At 54.8% G+C, this 17,796-nt stretch carries 24 protein-coding genes; all 24 read left to right on the forward strand.

Annotated elements, in window-relative coordinates; all coding sequences use genetic code 11:
- Positions 1-7 precede the first annotated feature (7 nt).
- Complete coding sequence (gene rpoC, locus ACXUPB_RS00620) at positions 8-4,222, forward strand: DNA-directed RNA polymerase subunit beta' (RefSeq protein WP_472954837.1); 4,215 nt, start codon at positions 8-10, stop codon at positions 4,220-4,222.
- Positions 4,223-4,449: 227 nt separating this feature from the next.
- Positions 4,450-4,824 carry a 30S ribosomal protein S12 gene (gene rpsL / locus ACXUPB_RS00625; RefSeq protein WP_008959173.1) on the forward strand — a complete coding sequence of 125 codons (375 nt, stop codon included), beginning with the start codon at positions 4,450-4,452 and terminating at the stop codon, positions 4,822-4,824.
- Between the two features lie 177 nt (positions 4,825-5,001).
- Positions 5,002-5,472, forward strand: a complete 471-nt coding sequence (gene rpsG / locus ACXUPB_RS00630) for a 30S ribosomal protein S7 (protein ID WP_008959172.1) — start codon at positions 5,002-5,004, stop codon at positions 5,470-5,472.
- Between the two features lie 229 nt (positions 5,473-5,701).
- The gene (gene fusA / locus ACXUPB_RS00635; protein WP_008959171.1) at positions 5,702-7,825 is read left to right on the forward strand and encodes an elongation factor G; all 2,124 of its coding nucleotides are present in this window, start codon (positions 5,702-5,704) and stop codon (positions 7,823-7,825) included.
- Positions 7,826-7,854: 29 nt separating this feature from the next.
- On the forward strand, positions 7,855-9,048 hold the full coding sequence (tuf, locus tag ACXUPB_RS00640; protein ID WP_008959170.1) for an elongation factor Tu: 1,194 nt from the start codon (positions 7,855-7,857) through the stop codon (positions 9,046-9,048).
- Between the two features lie 159 nt (positions 9,049-9,207).
- Complete coding sequence (gene rpsJ, locus ACXUPB_RS00645) at positions 9,208-9,519, forward strand: 30S ribosomal protein S10 (protein WP_007112007.1); 312 nt, start codon at positions 9,208-9,210, stop codon at positions 9,517-9,519.
- A 161-nt stretch (positions 9,520-9,680) separates the two neighbouring features.
- Positions 9,681-10,319 (forward strand): 50S ribosomal protein L3, encoded by a 639-nt coding sequence (gene rplC, locus ACXUPB_RS00650; protein ID WP_035582685.1) that lies wholly within the window; start codon positions 9,681-9,683, stop codon positions 10,317-10,319.
- A 15-nt stretch (positions 10,320-10,334) separates the two neighbouring features.
- The gene (gene rplD / locus ACXUPB_RS00655; RefSeq protein ID WP_008959168.1) at positions 10,335-10,940 is read left to right on the forward strand and encodes a 50S ribosomal protein L4; all 606 of its coding nucleotides are present in this window, start codon (positions 10,335-10,337) and stop codon (positions 10,938-10,940) included.
- Positions 10,937-11,233 (forward strand): 50S ribosomal protein L23, encoded by a 297-nt coding sequence (gene rplW, locus ACXUPB_RS00660; protein ID WP_008959167.1) that lies wholly within the window; start codon positions 10,937-10,939, stop codon positions 11,231-11,233. Before rplD ends, rplW begins: the two co-directional genes overlap by 4 nt.
- A 17-nt stretch (positions 11,234-11,250) precedes the next feature.
- Entirely contained in the window at positions 11,251-12,081 is an 831-nt protein-coding gene (gene rplB / locus ACXUPB_RS00665) for a 50S ribosomal protein L2 (RefSeq protein WP_008959166.1), read from the forward strand.
- 33 nt (positions 12,082-12,114) lie between these two features.
- Entirely contained in the window at positions 12,115-12,390 is a 276-nt protein-coding gene (rpsS, locus tag ACXUPB_RS00670; protein WP_009098993.1) for a 30S ribosomal protein S19, read from the forward strand.
- 18 nt (positions 12,391-12,408) lie between these two features.
- Positions 12,409-12,741: a 50S ribosomal protein L22 gene (rplV, locus tag ACXUPB_RS00675; RefSeq protein WP_007112002.1), complete on the forward strand. Its 333-nt coding sequence runs from the start codon at positions 12,409-12,411 to the stop codon at positions 12,739-12,741.
- Between the two features lie 10 nt (positions 12,742-12,751).
- Positions 12,752-13,450: a 30S ribosomal protein S3 gene (rpsC, locus tag ACXUPB_RS00680; RefSeq protein ID WP_008959164.1), complete on the forward strand. Its 699-nt coding sequence runs from the start codon at positions 12,752-12,754 to the stop codon at positions 13,448-13,450.
- Between the two features lie 15 nt (positions 13,451-13,465).
- A complete protein-coding gene (gene rplP, locus ACXUPB_RS00685; protein WP_007112000.1) occupies positions 13,466-13,879 on the forward strand; it encodes a 50S ribosomal protein L16 in 414 nt (137 codons plus the stop codon).
- Entirely contained in the window at positions 13,879-14,070 is a 192-nt protein-coding gene (gene rpmC / locus ACXUPB_RS00690; protein ID WP_007111999.1) for a 50S ribosomal protein L29, read from the forward strand. Before rplP ends, rpmC begins: the two co-directional genes overlap by 1 nt.
- A gap of 1 nt (position 14,071) precedes the next feature.
- Positions 14,072-14,332: a 30S ribosomal protein S17 gene (rpsQ, locus tag ACXUPB_RS00695; RefSeq protein WP_007111998.1), complete on the forward strand. Its 261-nt coding sequence runs from the start codon at positions 14,072-14,074 to the stop codon at positions 14,330-14,332.
- A 49-nt stretch (positions 14,333-14,381) separates the two neighbouring features.
- Positions 14,382-14,753 (forward strand): 50S ribosomal protein L14, encoded by a 372-nt coding sequence (gene rplN / locus ACXUPB_RS00700; protein WP_008959163.1) that lies wholly within the window; start codon positions 14,382-14,384, stop codon positions 14,751-14,753.
- Between the two features lie 14 nt (positions 14,754-14,767).
- Positions 14,768-15,082, forward strand: coding sequence for a 50S ribosomal protein L24 (gene rplX, locus ACXUPB_RS00705; RefSeq protein WP_007111996.1), 315 nt, complete (start codon positions 14,768-14,770; stop codon positions 15,080-15,082).
- Between the two features lie 18 nt (positions 15,083-15,100).
- Positions 15,101-15,640, forward strand: coding sequence for a 50S ribosomal protein L5 (gene rplE, locus ACXUPB_RS00710; RefSeq protein WP_007111995.1), 540 nt, complete (start codon positions 15,101-15,103; stop codon positions 15,638-15,640).
- Between the two features lie 10 nt (positions 15,641-15,650).
- Positions 15,651-15,956, forward strand: a complete 306-nt coding sequence (rpsN, locus tag ACXUPB_RS00715) for a 30S ribosomal protein S14 (RefSeq protein ID WP_008959162.1) — start codon at positions 15,651-15,653, stop codon at positions 15,954-15,956.
- Between the two features lie 32 nt (positions 15,957-15,988).
- Complete coding sequence (gene rpsH, locus ACXUPB_RS00720) at positions 15,989-16,381, forward strand: 30S ribosomal protein S8 (protein WP_008959161.1); 393 nt, start codon at positions 15,989-15,991, stop codon at positions 16,379-16,381.
- Positions 16,382-16,390: 9 nt separating this feature from the next.
- The gene (gene rplF, locus ACXUPB_RS00725) at positions 16,391-16,921 is read left to right on the forward strand and encodes a 50S ribosomal protein L6 (protein WP_035564027.1); all 531 of its coding nucleotides are present in this window, start codon (positions 16,391-16,393) and stop codon (positions 16,919-16,921) included.
- A gap of 9 nt (positions 16,922-16,930) precedes the next feature.
- On the forward strand, positions 16,931-17,281 hold the full coding sequence (gene rplR / locus ACXUPB_RS00730; RefSeq protein ID WP_018917724.1) for a 50S ribosomal protein L18: 351 nt from the start codon (positions 16,931-16,933) through the stop codon (positions 17,279-17,281).
- Positions 17,282-17,292: 11 nt separating this feature from the next.
- On the forward strand, positions 17,293-17,793 hold the full coding sequence (gene rpsE, locus ACXUPB_RS00735; RefSeq protein ID WP_035564030.1) for a 30S ribosomal protein S5: 501 nt from the start codon (positions 17,293-17,295) through the stop codon (positions 17,791-17,793).
- The last annotated feature ends 3 nt before the right edge of the window (positions 17,794-17,796 follow it).

Raw genomic sequence — 17,796 nt, forward strand, 5'->3', positions numbered from 1 at the left:
CCGTCACATGAAAGATTTGGTGAAAGTACTCAAATCGCAGTCTCAGTCCGAAGAGTTTGACGCGATCAAGATTACCCTGGCGTCGCCGGACATGATTCGCTCCTGGTCGTTTGGCGAGGTGAAGAAGCCTGAGACCATCAACTACCGTACCTTTAAACCGGAGCGGGACGGTCTGTTCTGCGCCAAGATTTTTGGCCCGGTAAAGGACTACGAGTGCCTGTGCGGCAAGTATAAGCGCATGAAGCACCGCGGTATTATCTGCGAAAAGTGTGGCGTTGAAGTGACCAAAGCCGCCGTGCGCCGTGAGCGCATGGGGCACATTGAGCTCGCCTCGCCGGTGGCGCACATTTGGTTTCTGAAGTCACTGCCGTCGCGTATCGGCATGTTCCTCGATATGACCTTGCGTGATATCGAGCGCGTGCTGTACTTCGAAAGCTTTGTCGTGATCGATCCAGGCATGACCACGCTGGAGCGTGGTCAGCTGATGAACGACGAGCAGTACTTTGAAGCACTGGAAGAGTTTGGCGACGACTTCGATGCCCGCATGGGTGCCGAGGCCGTCCAAGAGCTGCTCAAAGACATTGATCTGGAAGAAGAGATTAACCACCTGCGTGAAGAGATTCCGCAGACCAACTCTGAAACCAAGATCAAGAAGCTCTCCAAGCGCCTTAAGCTGCTTGAAGCCTTCTACCACTCCGGCAACGCGCCGGCGTGGATGGTCATGGAAGTGCTGCCCGTGCTGCCGCCGGACCTGCGTCCGCTGGTGCCGCTGGACGGTGGCCGCTTCGCGACCTCTGATTTGAACGACCTTTACCGTCGTGTGATCAACCGTAACAACCGCCTGAAGCGTCTGCTTGACCTCAATGCGCCGGATATTATCGTGCGCAACGAGAAGCGTATGCTTCAGGAAGCGGTCGATGCACTGCTGGATAATGGTCGTCGTGGCCGCGCAATCACGGGCTCTAACAAGCGTCCGCTGAAATCGCTCGCCGATATGATCAAAGGTAAGCAGGGCCGTTTCCGTCAGAACTTGCTGGGTAAGCGCGTCGACTACTCGGGCCGTTCGGTAATTACCGTAGGTCCGACGCTGCGTCTGCACCAGTGTGGTCTGCCTAAGAAAATGGCGCTTGAACTGTTCAAGCCGTTTATCTACTCCAAGCTGCAGTCGCTGGGCTACGCCTCAACGATCAAAGCCGCCAAGAAGATGGTCGAGCGCGAGCTGCCGGAAGTGTGGGATATCCTTGCCGATGTTATCCGCGAGCACCCGGTACTGCTTAACCGTGCACCGACGCTTCACCGTCTGGGTATTCAGGCGTTTGAGCCGCTGCTGATCGAAGGTAAAGCGATCCAGTTGCACCCGCTGGTATGTGCCGCCTACAACGCCGACTTTGACGGTGACCAGATGGCGGTCCACGTACCGCTGACCCTGGAAGCCCAGCTTGAAGCACGTGCGCTGATGATGGCCACCAACAACGTGCTGTCGCCTGCTAACGGCGAGCCGATCATCGTGCCGTCGCAAGACGTTGTTCTGGGTCTTTACTACATGACCCGCGAAAAGATCAACGCCAAAGGCGAAGGCATGGTGTTCTCTGACCTCAATGAGGTTGAGCGCGCCTTCGGTACGCAGTCCGTATCGCTGCACGCCCGGGTCAAAGTGCGCCTGGACGAGATCGATATTGAAGAGGAAACCGGCGAGCGCAGCTTCCATCGCCGTATTTATGACACCACGGTCGGTCGTGCGATGCTGTTCCGCATTCTGCCTGAAGGTGTGCCCTTCGCGCTGATCGATCAGCCGATGAAGAAGAAGGCGATCTCCAGTCTGATCAACGAAGTCTATCGTCGTGCCGGCCTTAAGCCGACCGTCATCTTCGCTGACCAGCTGATGTACACCGGCTTCCGTTTGGCGACCTGGTCCGGTGCGTCAATCGGTGTTAACGACTTCGTTATCCCCGAAGCGAAAACCGAAATCGTTGACGCGGCGGAAGCCGAAGTTAAAGAGATCGAAGACCAGTTCTCTTCTGGCCTAGTAACCGCCGGTGAGAAGTACAACAAGGTTATCGATATCTGGTCGAAGGCCAACGATAAAGTCGCCAAGGCGATGATGGTGGGTATCTCTAAAGAGACTGTCATCGATCGTGATGGTAATGAAGTTGAGCAGGATTCGTTCAACAGCGTCTTCATCATGGCCGACTCTGGTGCTCGTGGTTCGGCTGCCCAGATCCGTCAGCTGGCCGGTATGCGTGGCCTGATGGCCAAGCCGGATGGTTCGATCATCGAAACGCCGATCGTTGCCAACTTCCGTGAAGGTCTGAACGTACTTCAGTACTTCATCTCGACTCACGGTGCACGTAAAGGTTTGGCGGATACGGCTCTGAAAACGGCCAACTCCGGTTACCTGACGCGTCGTTTGGTCGATGTGGCGCAAGATTTGGTTATCACTGAAGTCGATTGTGGTACCGAAAATGGCTTGACGCTGCACCCGATCATCGAAGGCGGCGACATCATTGTACCGCTTTCCCAGCGTGTCCTGGGTCGTGTGGTTGCGCAGGATGTTGTGCATCCGGGCAGCGGCGAAGTATTGATCGCTAAAGGGACATTGCTCGACGAGAAGTGGTGTGCAGAGCTCGACACCATGGGCGTCGACGAAATTGTCGTACGCTCCACGATTACTTGTGAGACCGCACATGGCGTGTGTGCCTCCTGTTACGGCCGTGACTTGGCGCGTGGCCATCAGGTCAACATCGGTGAAGCCGTCGGTGTTATCGCTGCCCAGTCAATTGGTGAGCCGGGTACCCAGCTGACCATGCGTACCTTCCACATCGGCGGCGCAGCATCGCGTTCATCAGCCGTGGATAGCGTACAAGTGAAGCACGGCGGCAAGGTTCGCCTGCACAACATCAAGCACGTTGAGCGTGGCGACGGCAAGCTAGTGGTGGTCTCTCGTTCGAGCGCCTTGGCTGTTGCTGATGATCATGGTCGTGAACGCGAGTACTACAAGCTGCCTTACGGTGCCGAACTTTCTGTACGCGACGGCGACGTCGTGGATGCCGGTTCAATCGTCGCCAAGTGGGATCCGCACACCCACCCGATCGTTGCCGAAGTAGAAGGTAAGGCGCAGTTCATCGATCTTGACGAAGGTGTCACCATGCACCGTAGCGTCGATGAGATGACCGGCTTGTCCTCTATTGAGGTGATCGAGTCTGCAGCGCGCCCCATGGCGGGTCGCGATAAGCGTCCGATGGTTATGCTGCAAGACAACGCTGGCGAGTATGTTTCCGTTTCCGGTTCCAATACCCCGGTGCAGTACTTGCTGCCAGGCAACTCGATTATTTCGGTCGACGATGGTGTCACTATCGGCGTGGGTGAAGTGGTTGCCCGTATCCCAGTAGAAGCCTCGGCGAACAAAGATATCACTGGTGGTCTGCCACGGGTTGCTGACTTGTTCGAAGCGCGTAAGCCGAAAGAGTCGTCTATCCTGGCCGAAATCAGCGGTGTCGTTAGCTTTGGTAAAGAGACCAAAGGCAAGCGTCGCCTGATGATTACCCCAGAATCTGGCGATCCGTTTGAAGCCTTGATTCCGAAGTGGCGTCAAATCGCCGTCTTCGAAGGCGAAGCGGTTGAGAAGGGTGAAGTCATTTCTGATGGCCCGAGCAACCCCCACGATATCCTGCGGTTATTGGGTGTTGAAGAGCTCGCCAAGTACATCACGGCAGAAGTGCAAGACGTTTACCGTCTCCAGGGTGTTGGTATCAACGATAAGCACATTGAAGTCATTGTGCGTCAGATGCTGCGTAAGGTAGAGATTGCTGATTCAGGCGACTCTGATTTCATCACTGGCGATCAAGCTGAGCTTGTGCGTGTGCTGGAACAGAACGAACGTCTTGAAAAAGAGAAGAAATTCCCAGCCAAGTACCAACGCATGTTGCTGGGTATCACCAAGGCCAGCTTGGCCACCGAGTCGTTCATTTCCGCGGCCTCCTTCCAGGAGACCACCCGCGTATTGACCGAAGCAGCGGTGACCGGCAAGCGCGATTACCTGCGCGGCCTGAAAGAAAACGTGGTGGTTGGTCGTCTAATCCCGGCGGGTACGGGCTTGACTCACCACGCAGAACGTCGTCGCAAGCGCGAAGGCGTTGAGCAACTGTTGAATCCCTCGGCAACCGAGGTAGAGCAGGAGCTAGGTGCCCAGTTAACCGCTCTCGATTCTGACGACGAGCTGTAAATTTGGTGCTTGAAACAAGCAGTAAAATTAGTAAGTAGCATAAGTTGCTGACCTAAAAACGTCACCTTGCTGGTAAAACCGCCAGCAAGGCTTGACGGCACCTAGGGTCAGCCTTTAGAATGCGCAGCCTTTAACAGTGGGGTGGGTGCGCCCGCATCCGCTGCATGTATTTGTTAAAAAGGCTACTTGTTGAAAGACAAGGCAACCATTGGAGTCAGCTAAACACCATGGCAACGATTAATCAGCTAGTGCGCAAGCCGCGCAAGCGCCCCGTCACTAAAAGTGACGTGCCTGCGCTGCAGGCCTGTCCGCAAAAGCGCGGCGTATGTACGCGCGTTTACACCACCACCCCGAAGAAGCCAAACTCGGCCCTGCGTAAGGTTTGCCGTGTGCGCCTTACCAACGGTTTCGAAGTTTCTTCTTACATCGGTGGTGAAGGTCACAACCTTCAAGAACACTCTGTCGTTTTGATTCGCGGCGGTCGTGTAAAGGATTTGCCAGGTGTGCGTTATCACACCGTCCGTGGCGCCCTTGACACCTCTGGCGTTCAAAATCGTCGTCAGGGTCGTTCTAAATACGGTACTAAGCGTCCTAAGTCCTAATAAGGCTGGGGTAGCTGTACAGCATGGCCGATTTTATTGGGTGTGCTGAGTAGCGATTATCACGAATTTGACGGTCTGATAAGAGTAAGGTCGGGCGGCGCCTGTCGCATTTGAATAGCGTATACAGGCTGCAGGAGTTCCGGGTTTACCTGAAAGATCCTTAATTGAGGGCTTATCATGCCTAGAAGAAGAGTAGTAGCTAAACGCGACATCCTTCCGGATCCTAAGTTCGGAAGTGAGCGTCTGGCGAAGTTCATGAACCACCTGATGGTCAGCGGCAAAAAGTCCATAGCTGAGCGTATCGTTTACGGTGCGTTGGACAAGGTTGCCGAGCGTAGTAAAGAAGATCCGCTGGAGATCTTCGACAAAGCGCTGGAAGCCATCCAGCCGATGGTCGAAGTGAAGTCGCGCCGCGTTGGTGGTGCGACCTATCAGGTGCCGGTTGAAGTACGTCCGTCTCGTCGTCAGGCGCTAGCAATGCGCTGGCTGGTAGACGCGGCGCGTCGTCGCGGTGAGAAAACCATGGTGCAGCGTCTAGCAGGCGAAATGCTGGATGCCGCGGAAGGTAAAGGTTCTGCCGTTAAGAAGCGCGAAGACGTGCATCGCATGGCAGAAGCCAACAAGGCCTTCTCGCACTACCGTTTCTAAAATCGGTGTTTCTAGAAACTGCGTTTCTAAGCACGGCGTTTTTAAGTACGGCTTTATGGTTTTTATATGCACGTTGTTCAGCATGGCGAAGTGTTTGCTGAGTCGCGTTGTTGCAATGCATTAGTTGCAATATCCAGCCGCTACCATTCAGTGGTAGCGGCGGACGCATAAGCCTCGCTTGCATACGCCGCTAAATTAACGAGCATCGCCAACAAACGGGAGTTTCACCGTGGCACGCAAGACTCCACTAAATCGCTATCGTAATATCGGTATCGTCGCTCACGTTGACGCGGGTAAGACTACGACGACTGAGCGGGTACTGTTCTATACCGGCCTTTCCCACAAAGTGGGCGAAGTGCACGACGGTGCTGCGACCATGGACTGGATGGAGCAGGAGCAGGAGCGTGGTATCACTATCACCTCAGCTGCAACTACCTGTTTCTGGCAGGGCATGAACAAGCAGTTCCCCGAGCACCGTATTAACATTATCGACACCCCAGGGCACGTTGACTTCACGATCGAAGTTGAGCGTTCTTTGCGCGTACTTGATGGTGCGGTTGTTGTACTGTGTGGTTCTTCCGGCGTTCAGCCGCAGACCGAAACTGTATGGCGCCAAGCCAATAAGTACGAAGTGCCGCGCATGGTCTTTGTCAACAAGATGGACCGTACCGGTGCTGATTTCTTCATGGTTGTTGACCAGTTGAAAGAGCGCCTGGGTGCTAATGCTGTGCCGATCCAGATTAACTGGGGCACGGAAGAAGACTTTAAAGGTGTTATCGACCTTATTCAGATGAAAGCCATCCTGTGGGATGAAGAAAGTCTGGGTATGACTTATGACCTCGTGGATATTCCTGCTGAGTTACAAGAAACAGCAGAAAAGTATCGCGAAGAGATGGTCGAGGCTGCTGCCGAAGGCTCTGATGAGCTGATGGAGAAATACCTTGAAGGCGGCGAGTTAACGATTGAAGAGATCAAGGCTGGCCTGCGTGCGCGCACCCTGGCTAACGATATCGTTCTGGTTACCTGTGGTTCTGCGTTTAAGAACAAGGGTGTTCAGGCCGTGCTGGATGGCGTTATCGAATTCATGCCTTCGCCGACAGAAGTTAAGGCGATCGAAGGTGAGTTGGATGATAAAAACGGCACCGTTGATACCCGTGAAGCGGACGACAGTGCACCGTTTGCGGCGTTGGCGTTTAAAATCGCCACCGACCCCTTCGTTGGTACGCTGACCTTTATCCGCGTCTACTCGGGCGTTCTGAAATCTGGCGACGGTGTGTATAACTCCGTTAAGCAGAAGAAAGAGCGCGTTGGCCGTATCGTTCAGATGCACGCCAACTCCCGTGAAGAGATCAAAGAAGTACTGGCGGGCGATATCGCCGCTTGTATCGGTCTCAAAGACGTCACCACCGGTGATACCCTGTGCGACATCGATAACAAAATTGTTCTCGAGCGTATGGAGTTCCCGGATCCGGTTATCTCGGTTGCTGTAGAGCCTAAATCTAAGGCAGACCAAGAGAAGATGGGTGTCGCTCTGGGCAAACTTGCTCAGGAAGATCCCTCCTTCCAGGTTAAAACCGACGAAGAAACCGGCCAGACGATTATTTCTGGTATGGGTGAGCTTCACCTGGATATCCTCGTTGACCGTATGCGTCGCGAGTTTAAGGTTGAAGCCAATATTGGTAAGCCGCAGGTTGCCTATCGCGAAACGATTCGCGGCAGCATTGAGCAAGAAGGCAAGTTCGTGCGTCAGTCTGGCGGTCGTGGTCAGTACGGTCACGTTTGGCTACGTATTGAACCGCTGACTAAAGAAGAGAAGGGTGAAGGCGAAGATGAAATCTTCTTCAAATTCACTTCTGAAATCGTGGGTGGTGCGGTTCCGAAGGAATACGTTCCCGCGGTTGAGAAGGGTGCTTACGAGCAGCTCAAAAACGGTGTCATCGCGGGTTACCCGATGATTGACGTTAAAGTGTCGCTGTTCGACGGCTCCTTCCACGACGTAGACTCCAACGAGACTGCGTTTAAGATTGCTTCTTCTATGGCAGTGAAAGAAGGTGCCAGGAAGGCCAAGGCCGTGCTGCTGGAGCCGGTGATGAAGGTCGAAATCGTGACCCCCGAAGAATTTATGGGTGACGTCATGGGCGACCTGAGCCGTCGTCGCGGCTTGGTGCAGGGCATGGATGACTCTTCTTCTGGTAAAGTCATTCGTGCAACGGTGCCACTGGGCGAGATGTTCGGTTATGCAACCGATCTGCGCTCACAAACCCAGGGCCGTGCGAGCTACTCTATGGAGTTCTCGAAGTACGACGAGGCGCCCTCCAGCGTCGTTGAAGCCGTCATCAATCAAAACGGTTAACCGTTAGCTAACGTAAAGAGGTTATAGCAGTGGCTAAGGAAAAATTTGAACGTTCCAAACCGCACGTCAACGTCGGCACCATTGGTCACGTCGACCACGGTAAAACGACTCTGACAGCGGCCCTAACTCGCGTGTCTGCTGAGGTTTTCGGTGGCGACTGGAGTGAATTCGCCGCTATCGATAATGCGCCGGAAGAGCGCGAGCGTGGTATCACGATCGCGACATCGCACGTGGAATATCAGTCTGAGGCGCGTCACTACGCGCACGTTGACTGCCCAGGTCACGCCGACTACGTCAAGAACATGATTACCGGTGCTGCGCAGATGGACGGCGCGATCCTGGTATGTTCTGCAGCAGACGGCCCGATGCCGCAAACTCGCGAGCACATCCTGCTCTCGCGTCAGGTTGGCGTACCGTACATCGTTGTGTTCCTGAACAAAGCGGACATGGTCGATGACGAAGAGCTGCTCGAGCTGGTAGAAATGGAAGTTCGCGAACTTCTAGACCAGTACGACTTCCCGGGCGACGACACGCCGATCATCACTGGTTCTGCGCTGATGGCGTTGAACGGTGAAGATGAGAATGGCATGGGTACTACTGCGGTAGCTAGCCTGATCAAAGCTCTGGATGAGTATATTCCTGAGCCGGAGCGCGCTATCGACCAGCCGTTCCTGATGCCGATCGAAGACGTGTTCTCTATCTCTGGCCGCGGTACTGTTGTAACCGGTCGTGTAGAGCGCGGCATCGTTAAAGCGGGCGAAGAAGTGGAAATCGTGGGTATCCGCGACACCACCAAAACGATCGTTACCGGTGTTGAAATGTTCCGTAAGCTGCTTGACGAAGGTCGTGCTGGTGAGAACGTTGGCGCCCTGCTGCGCGGTACTAAGCGTGATGACGTCGAGCGTGGCCAAGTACTGGCCAAGCCGGGCACCATCAACCCGCACACTACCTTCGAAGCAGAAGTTTACGTATTGTCCAAAGAAGAGGGTGGTCGTCACACGCCTTTCTTCAAGGGCTACCGTCCCCAGTTCTACTTCCGTACCACCGATGTAACCGGTACTTGTGAACTGCCGGAAGGCGTTGAAATGGTCATGCCGGGTGACAACGTTCAGATGGTTGTTACCTTGATCGCTCCGATCGCAATGGACGAAGGTTTGCGCTTCGCTATTCGTGAAGGCGGTCGAACTGTCGGTGCTGGCGTTGTGGCCAAGATCGTCAAGTAAGCGACATGCTTGAATGATGAAGGGGGCTCTGATGAGCCCCCTTTTCTGCGCACCAACAGCAAATGTTTGACATGGGCTTTTGGCGTGCCTATAATGCGCATCCTTTGAATGCGTGGGTAGGCGGCTCGCGCCGTCGACATCCATTGGAGTTTAAGGCAAATGCAGAACCAAAAGATTCGCATTCGGTTGAAAGCATTCGACCATCGCCTGATCGATCAGTCCACAGCAGAGATTGTTGAAACTGCTAAGCGTACTGGTGCTCAGGTTCGTGGCCCGATTCCGCTGCCGACCAATCGCGAGCGTTACACCATTCTGATCTCGCCGCACGTCAACAAAGATGCGCGTGACCAGTATGAGATTCGTACGCACAAGCGTGTGCTCGACATTGTTGAGCCGACTGAGAAAACTGTTGATGCATTGATGAAGCTCGATCTCGCCGCAGGCGTTGACGTGCAAATCAAACTCAACTAATTACACTAGTCACTTTGCGGCCCAGCGCTCATCGCTCTTTGTAAAGAGTTGGCATGAGCAGCAGCCGCCGCGCCGTGAGGCGCCACACAATGTGCTAGTGGAATGCTCTGGAAAGTGCAGCCATAGCGGGTGATAGCCCCGTACACTATAGGAGACTGAGTATGACTATCGGTTTAGTCGGTAAAAAGGCCGGGATGACCCGTGTCTTTACCGAAGACGGCGCGTCTGTGCCCGTAACCGTTATTGAAGTTGATCCTAATCGTGTTACACGCGTTAAATCTGTCGAATCTGACGGTTACGCAGCGATTCAGGTCACATCTGGCTCTCGCAAAGCGAAGCACCTTACCAAAGCGCAAGCTGGTCAGTTTGCCAAGGCGGGTGTTGAAGCTGGTCGTGCACTGATGGAATTTCGTCTTGCAGAAGGCGAAGAGATTCCTGAAGTGGGCGGCGAAATCACCGTATCCCTCTTCGAAGCTGGTCAAATGGTTGACGTGACTGGCACCTCTAAGGGTAAAGGCTTCCAGGGTGCTGTTAAGCGCTGGAACTTCCGTACCCAAGATATGACTCACGGTAACTCTCTGTCGCACCGCGCGCCGGGTTCTATCGGCATGTGTCAGACTCCGGGTCGCGTTTTCAAAGGCAAAAAGATGGCCGGTCAAATGGGTAACGCCCGTTGCACCGTGCAGAGCCTTGAGATCGTCCGTGTCGACGCCGAGCGTAACCTGCTGCTGATTAAAGGCGCCGTACCGGGTGCCCCCGGTAGTGACGTTATCGTTCGCAGCGCCGTGAAAGCAGGCTGAAGGGGATAATTACCAATGAATCTGAATCTTGCTGCAGGCGCGGGTACCGTTGAAGTAGCCGACGCCACTTTTGGCAAAGAATTCAACGAAGCGCTCGTTCACCAGGTTGTCACTGCCTATTTGGCGGCTGGTCGTCAGGGAACCCGCGCACAAAAGAGTCGTTCCGACGTTCGTGGCGGTGGTAAAAAGCCGTGGCGTCAGAAAGGCACCGGTCGTGCACGTGCCGGTACCATCCGCTCTCCGCTATGGCGTAGTGGTGGCGTAACCTTCGCGGCGCGTCCGCAAGACTACACCCAGAAGGTTAACCGCAAGATGTACCGTGCAGCGATGCGCTCCATCTTGTCAGAGCTGGTACGTCAAGAGCGTTTAGTCGCGATTGAAGAGTTCGTCGTCGATGCGCCTAAGACCAAGCAGGTAGCTGCCAAGCTAAAAGAGCTCAACCTTGAAAAAGTGTTGATCGTCACTGAAGAAATTGACGAGAAGCTTTATTTGGCCGCACGCAACCTTCCCCACGTTGACGTGGTGGATGTCGCGGCAGCTGACCCGGTAAGCCTGGTAGCCTTTGATAAGGTCCTGATTACCGTCTCCGCCCTGCGTAAATTCGAGGAGAAGCTGGCATGAACCAGGAACGCGTATTTAAGGTTCTGCTTGGGCCGCACGTGACCGAAAAGGCCGCAATGGCAGCCGAGCGCAACCAGTACGTTTTCAAGGTGGCATCTGATGCTACCAAGCCCGAGATCAAAAAAGCCGTTGAAGCACTCTTCGGCAAAAAGGTCGGTAGTGTTCAGGTTCTGAACATGAAGGGCAAAACAAAGCGTACTGCGAACGGCGTTGGCCTGCGTAAGGGTTACCGCAAAGCGTATGTGACCCTGGCTGCGGGTGAAACGCTCGAAGACTTCTCTGGCGCCGAATAAGGGCAGGAGTACGGATAATGGCAATCGTCAAGACCAAACCCACTTCCGCCGGTCGTCGCCACGTCGTCAAGATCGTTGGCGAGGAACTGTTTAAAGGCCGTGCTTATGCACCGCTTTTGGAAAAACAGTCCAAGTCCGGCGGCCGGAATAACTACGGTCGTATCACCACCCGCCACGTGGGCGGTGGTCATCGTCACCACTATCGGTTGATCGATTTCAAGCGCACCAAAGATGGCATTCCTGCCACCGTTGAGCGCCTGGAGCACGATCCCAACCGCAGTGCGCACATTGCACTGCTGAAGTATGCCGATGGTGAGCGTCGTTACATCATTGCACCGAAAGGTGTCAGCGCGGGTGACGTGCTGGAATCTGGTGTTAACGCGTCAATCAAAAAAGGCAATGCCTTGCCGCTGCGTAACGTCCCGTTGGGTTCTACGGTGCACTGCATCGAACTCAAGCCGGGTAAAGGTGCGCAGATTGCTCGCAGTGCCGGTACAAGCGCCCAGCTGGTTGCTCGTGAAGGTAACTATGCCACCCTGCGTCTTCGCTCTGGCGAAATGCGTAAAGTGTTGGCCGAGTGCCGCGCGACCTTGGGTGAAGTGAGCAACTCTGAGCACAGCCTGCGTCAACTTGGCAAGGCCGGTGCGAAGCGCTGGAGAGGCGTGCGTCCGACTGTTCGCGGTGTCGCGATGAACCCAGTCGATCACCCGCACGGTGGTGGCGAAGGCCGCACCAGTGGTGGTCGTCACCCGGTATCCCCATGGGGCGTGCCGACTAAGGGTCACAAGACGCGTAAGAACAAGCGCACCGACAAGCTGATCATTCGTCGTCGTAACAAGACGCGTTGATCTAAATTGCCAAGACATTAAGAGGTAACGGCTGTGCCACGTTCACTAAAGAAAGGTCCCTTCATTGACCTTCATCTTTTGAAGAAGGTAGAGGCTGCAGTGGAGAAGAACGATCGCAAACCGATCAAGACTTGGTCGCGTCGTTCTATGATCCTGCCCAATATGGTAGGCCTCACTATCGCGGTCCATAATGGTCGCCAACACGTCCCGGTGCACGTCTCCGAGGAAATGGTTGGCCACAAATTGGGCGAATTCGCTGCTACTCGCACTTATCGCGGGCATGCGGCGGATAAAAAAGCCAAACGGTAAGCCAGAGAGGATTGAGAGATGGAAGTCACAGCTAAGCTGCTTGGCGCTCGTTTATCCGCCCAGAAGGCCCGTTTGGTGGCTGACCAGGTGCGCGGTAAACCTGTCGCCGAGGCACTCGACCTGCTGACCTTCTCACCGAAGAAGGCTGCCAAGCTGGTTAAGAAGGTGCTGCAATCCGCGATTGCGAATGCGGAAGAAAATAACGGCATGGATATTGACGAGCTGCGTGTCTCGACCATCTGCGTCGATGAGGGCATGACGCTCAAGCGTATCAAGCCGCGTGCCAAGGGGCGTGCGGATCGTATCTTGAAGCGCACGTGCCACATCACCGTCAAGGTAGCCGAGAAGTAGGAGTCGACCGATGGGTCAGAAAGTCAATCCAACAGGCATTCGACTGGGCATCGTCAAAGACCATGCTTCTGTCTGGTATGCTGAGCGCGGCGCTTACGCCGATAAGCTCAATAACGATCTCGAAGTGCGTAGCTTCCTGGAAGAGCGTCTTAAAAGCGCCTCTGTTAGCCGCATCCACATCGAGCGTCCGGCGAACAATGCCCGCATCACCATTCACACTGCCCGTCCGGGTATCGTGATTGGTAAGAAAGGTGAAGATGTCGACCGTTTACGTCGCGATCTCACCCAGATGATGGGTGTTCCCGTGCATGTGAACATCGAAGAAGTTCGCAAGCCGGAGCTGGATGCCAAGCTAGTCGCTGCTAACGTAGCGGGTCAGCTTGAGCGTCGCGTGATGTTCCGTCGTGCTATGAAGCGCGCGGTACAGAACGCAATGCGTCTTGGCGCTGGTGGCATCAAAATTCAGCTGTCAGGTCGTCTTGGTGGCGCTGAAATCGCACGTACCGAATGGTACCGCGAAGGTCGCGTTCCGCTGCACACGTTGCGTGCGGATATCGACTACGCCACTTACGAAGCTCACACCACCTACGGCGTTATCGGCGTCAAAGTGTGGATCTTCAAGGGTGAAATCCTCGGCGGTATCGAGGAAGTACGTGCCAAGGCCAAACAGCCTGCCGGCAACGCGCCCAAGAAGAAAGGTTCCAGGTAAGGGGAGAGCGAGTCGATGTTACAGCCCAAGCGTATGAAATTCCGCAAGATGATGAAAGGCCGCAACCGTGGCCTGGCGCATCGCGGAAGCAAGATCAGCTTCGGGGAATACGGCCTTAAAGCTACTGGTCGCGGCCGCATCACTGCGCGTCAGATCGAAGCAGGCCGTCGTGCGATCACACGTCACGTAAAACGTGGCGGTAAGATTTGGATCCGCGTCTTCCCTGATAAGCCGATCTCCAAGAAGCCGCTCGAAGTTCGTATGGGTAAAGGTAAAGGTTCTGTTGAGTACTGGGTTGCCCAGATCCAACCGGGTCGGGTCCTGTATGAAATTGAAGGCGTGTCGGAAGAGCTCGCTCGTGAAGCGTTTGAGCTTGCCGCACAGAAAATGCCCTTATCCACCACCTTTGCGAAACGGACGGTGATGTGATGAAAGCCCAGGAAATTCGTGAAAAGTCCGCAGGAGAGCTCCAGGAGCAACTCCTCGAACTCCTCCGCGAGCAGTTTAACCTGCGCATGCAGAAGGCCACTGGCCAACTGAGCCAGACTCATCTGCTCAAGCAGGTCCGCCGGGATATCGCCCGCGTTAAGACTTTGCTCAACGAGAAGGCAGGTGATTGAGATGGCCGAAGAAAACACAAAGCGTACGCTCACCGGTAAAGTGGTGAGCGATAAGATGGACAAGTCCATCGTCGTTATGATCGAGCGGCGCGAGCGTCACCCGATCTACGGAAAATACGTTAAGCGCTCCACCAAGCTGCACGCCCATGATGAGGCGAACCAGGCTAAGGCAGGCGATACGGTTTCCATTCAGGAGTGCCGTCCGCTTTCCAAGAAAAAAGCTTGGACGCTGGTCGAGGTGGTTGAACACGCCAAGGGTTAATCCCAAGGCTTGTCAATCAGTGCAGTCAGATTAGGTTTGGAGAAAACCGATGATTCAGACTCAGACAATGCTGGATGTCGCCGACAACAGCGGAGCGCGCCGGGTGCAGTGCATCAAGGTGTTAGGCGGTTCACACCGTCGTTATGCTCGCGTTGGTGATATCATCAAGGTCACGGTTAAGGAAGCGATTCCGCGTGGCAAGGTCAAAAAAGGCCAGGTGCTAAAAGCGGTCGTGGTCCGGACCCGTAGTGGCGTCCGTCGTCCCGACGGTTCGCTCATCCGTTTCGATGGAAATGCGGCAGTTTTGTTGAATAACACCAACGAACAGCCCATCGGTACCCGTATTTTTGGGCCGGTGACTCGTGAACTTCGTAATGAAAAGTTCATGAAGATCATTTCCTTAGCGCCTGAAGTGCTGTAAGGAGCGAGGCGGATATGCAAAAGATCAAACGTGACGATGAAGTCATCGTCATCGCCGGGAAGGATAAAGGCAAACGTGGCACCGTTAAGCGGGTATTAGAAAACCGTTTCTTGGTGTCCGGTGTGAACATGATTAAACGTCACACCAAGCCAAATCCCATGGCGGGAAATCAGGGCGGTATCGTCGAGCGTGAGGCTCCGATTCACGCGTCCAACGTAGCCATCTTCAATTCGGAGACCGGTAAGGCGGATCGCGTCGGCTTCCAAGTAAAGGAAGACGGTACCAAGGTACGTATCTACAAGTCGACGCAGACGCAGATCGACGCCTAACGCGAGTCGGGTAGCAAAATGGCGAACTTGAAAGAACGTTATCAAAACGAGGTAGCAGCTCAACTCAAAGAAGAGTTCAGCTATGCCAACGTTATGCAGGTACCCCGGATCACGAAAGTGACTCTGAACATGGGTATCGGCGAAGCAGTCAACGATAAAAAGTTGATTGACAATGCCATCGGCGATCTAGAGAAACTCTCTGGTCAAAAACCGTTGGTGACCAAGGCACGTAAGTCCATCGCGGGCTTTAAGGTACGTGAAGGTTGGCCAATCGGGATTAAGGTGACCCTGCGCGCTGAGCGCATGTGGGACTTCCTGGACCGCTTGGTTTACATCGCGATTCCCCGCGTGCGTGACTTCCGTGGTCTTAACCCGAAGTCTTTTGACGGTCGCGGCAATTACTCCATGGGTGTGCGTGAGCAGATCATCTTCCCGGAGATCGAGTATGATAAGATCGATCGTATCCGGGGGTTGGACGTCACTATCACTACTACCGCCAAAACCGACGAGGAAGGTCGTGCGCTGCTAACCGCGCTGAACTTCCCCTTCAAGAAATAAGGGTTGGATCATGGCTAAGAAAAGTATGATAGAGCGTGAGCTTAAGCGTACGCAGCTGGTGGCAAAGTATGCCACCAAGCGCGCTGAGCTTAAGAAAATCATCTCGGATGTGAACACGTCTGAGGAAGACCGCTTCGAGGCGACGCTGAAGCTGCAGCAATTGCCGCGTGACTCAAGCCCGGTACGTCAGCGTAACCGCTGCCGTATCACCGGTCGTCCGCACGGTTTTTACAACAAGTTCGGCCTCGGCCGTAACAAGCTGCGTGAAGCCGCCATGCGTGGCGACGTTCCTGGTCTTAAAAAGTCCAGTTGGTAACGCCACGTAGTATCATCAGGAGCGCACATTAAATGAGCATGCAAGACACTCTGGCGGATATGTTTACGCGTATCCGCAATGCGCAGATGGCCACCAAGGAGACGGCTACCATGCCGTCCTCCAAGCTGAAAGTACAAGTGGCCCGAGTGCTAAAGGAAGAAGGCTACATTGCCGACTTTACGGTTGCCGAAGGTGTTAAGCCTGAGCTAACCATCACTCTCAAGTACTTTGAGGGTAAGCCGGTCATTGAGCATATTCAGCGGGTTTCCAAGCCGTCCCTGCGCCGTTACATGGGTAAGGACAACTTGCCTAAGGTCGCCGATGGTCTCGGTATCGCGATTGTCACCACGTCAACGGGTGTCATGACCGATCGTGCCGCGCGCCAAGCGGGTGTCGGTGGCGAAGTCATCTGCACCGTATTCTAGGAGGCTGGAATGTCCCGCATAGCGAAATATCCGGTTAAAGTGCCTGCCAGTGTTGAGATTAAAATCAATGCTGACCAGCTGACCGCCAAAGGCGGCCAAGGCACACTATCGATGACCATTCACCCAGATGTGGTGATTGGTCAAGAAGATGGTCAGCTGACCTTCGCCCCGAGTGAGTCTGCCAAGAGCTGGGCAATGGCCGGTACTACCCGCGCCTTAGTTCAGAACCTGGTAACGGGCGTATCCGAGGGCTTCACACGAACCCTCGAAATTGTTGGCGTCGGTTATCGTGCCCAAGCTAAGGGCCAGACGCTCAATCTTTCACTGGGCTTCTCGCACCCGGTCGACTACGAACTGCCTGAAGGTGTCTCAGCGGAAACGCCGAAGAACACCGTGATCGTGCTGAAAAGCGCGAACAAGCAGCAGCTCGGTCAGTGCGCCGCGGAAATCCGCGCTTTCCGTCCGCCCGAGCCGTATAAAGGCAAGGGTGTACGGTACGCCGACGAGCAGGTGCGTCGCAAAGAAGCCAAGAAGAAGTAAGGCAGGGTTATGAACGCGAAGAAAGAATCTCGTCTCCGTCGTGCCCGCCGCGCTCGCGCCAAGATCCGCGAGCTGGGCGTGTATCGCCTGTGCGTCAACCGTACCCCGCGTCACATCTATGCGCAGATTATCTCGCCGGATGGTGGCAAAGTGCTAGCCAGTGCTTCTACGCTGGACAAAGCACTGCGCGAGGGTGCGACCGGTAACTCAGAGGCCGCCTCTAAAGTAGGTGCACTGATTGCCGAACGCGCTAAAGAAGCAGGCATCACCCAGGTGGCCTTCGACCGTGCTGGCTTTAAGTATCACGGCCGCGTCAAGGCGCTGGCCGACGCCGCACGTGAAGGCGGCCTGGAATTCTAAAGGGTTTTACGATGGCGAAGAACGAACAGCAAAGCGGTGATCTGCAAGAGAAGTTAGTGCAGGTCAACCGCGTCGCCAAGGTGGTCAAGGGTGGTCGTATTTTCGGCTTCACCGCACTGACCGTCGTTGGTGATGGTAAAGGTCGTGTCGGTTTCGGTCGTGGCAAGGCGCGTGAAGTGCCTGTCGCAATCCAGAAAGCGATGGATCAAGCTCGTCGCAACATGGTCAAGGTGAACCTCGCTGGCCAAACGCTGCAGTACCCGGTAAAAGCCCGTCACGGTGCTTCAAAGGTGTACATGCAGCCGGCTTCCGAAGGTACCGGCATCATCGCCGGTGGCGCCATGCGCTCTGTACTAGAGCTTGCCGGTGTCCACGACGTACTGGCCAAGTGCTACGGTTCCACCAACCCGGTTAACGTGGTTCGAGCGACTGTTAAAGGTCTCTCCGCCATGCAAGCACCGGAAGACATTGCCGCTAAGCGCGGTCTGTCTGTCGAAGCGATCACGGGGTAAGGC

The sequence above is a fragment of the Vreelandella sp. DA03-1M genome (genome assembly GCF_055725665.1).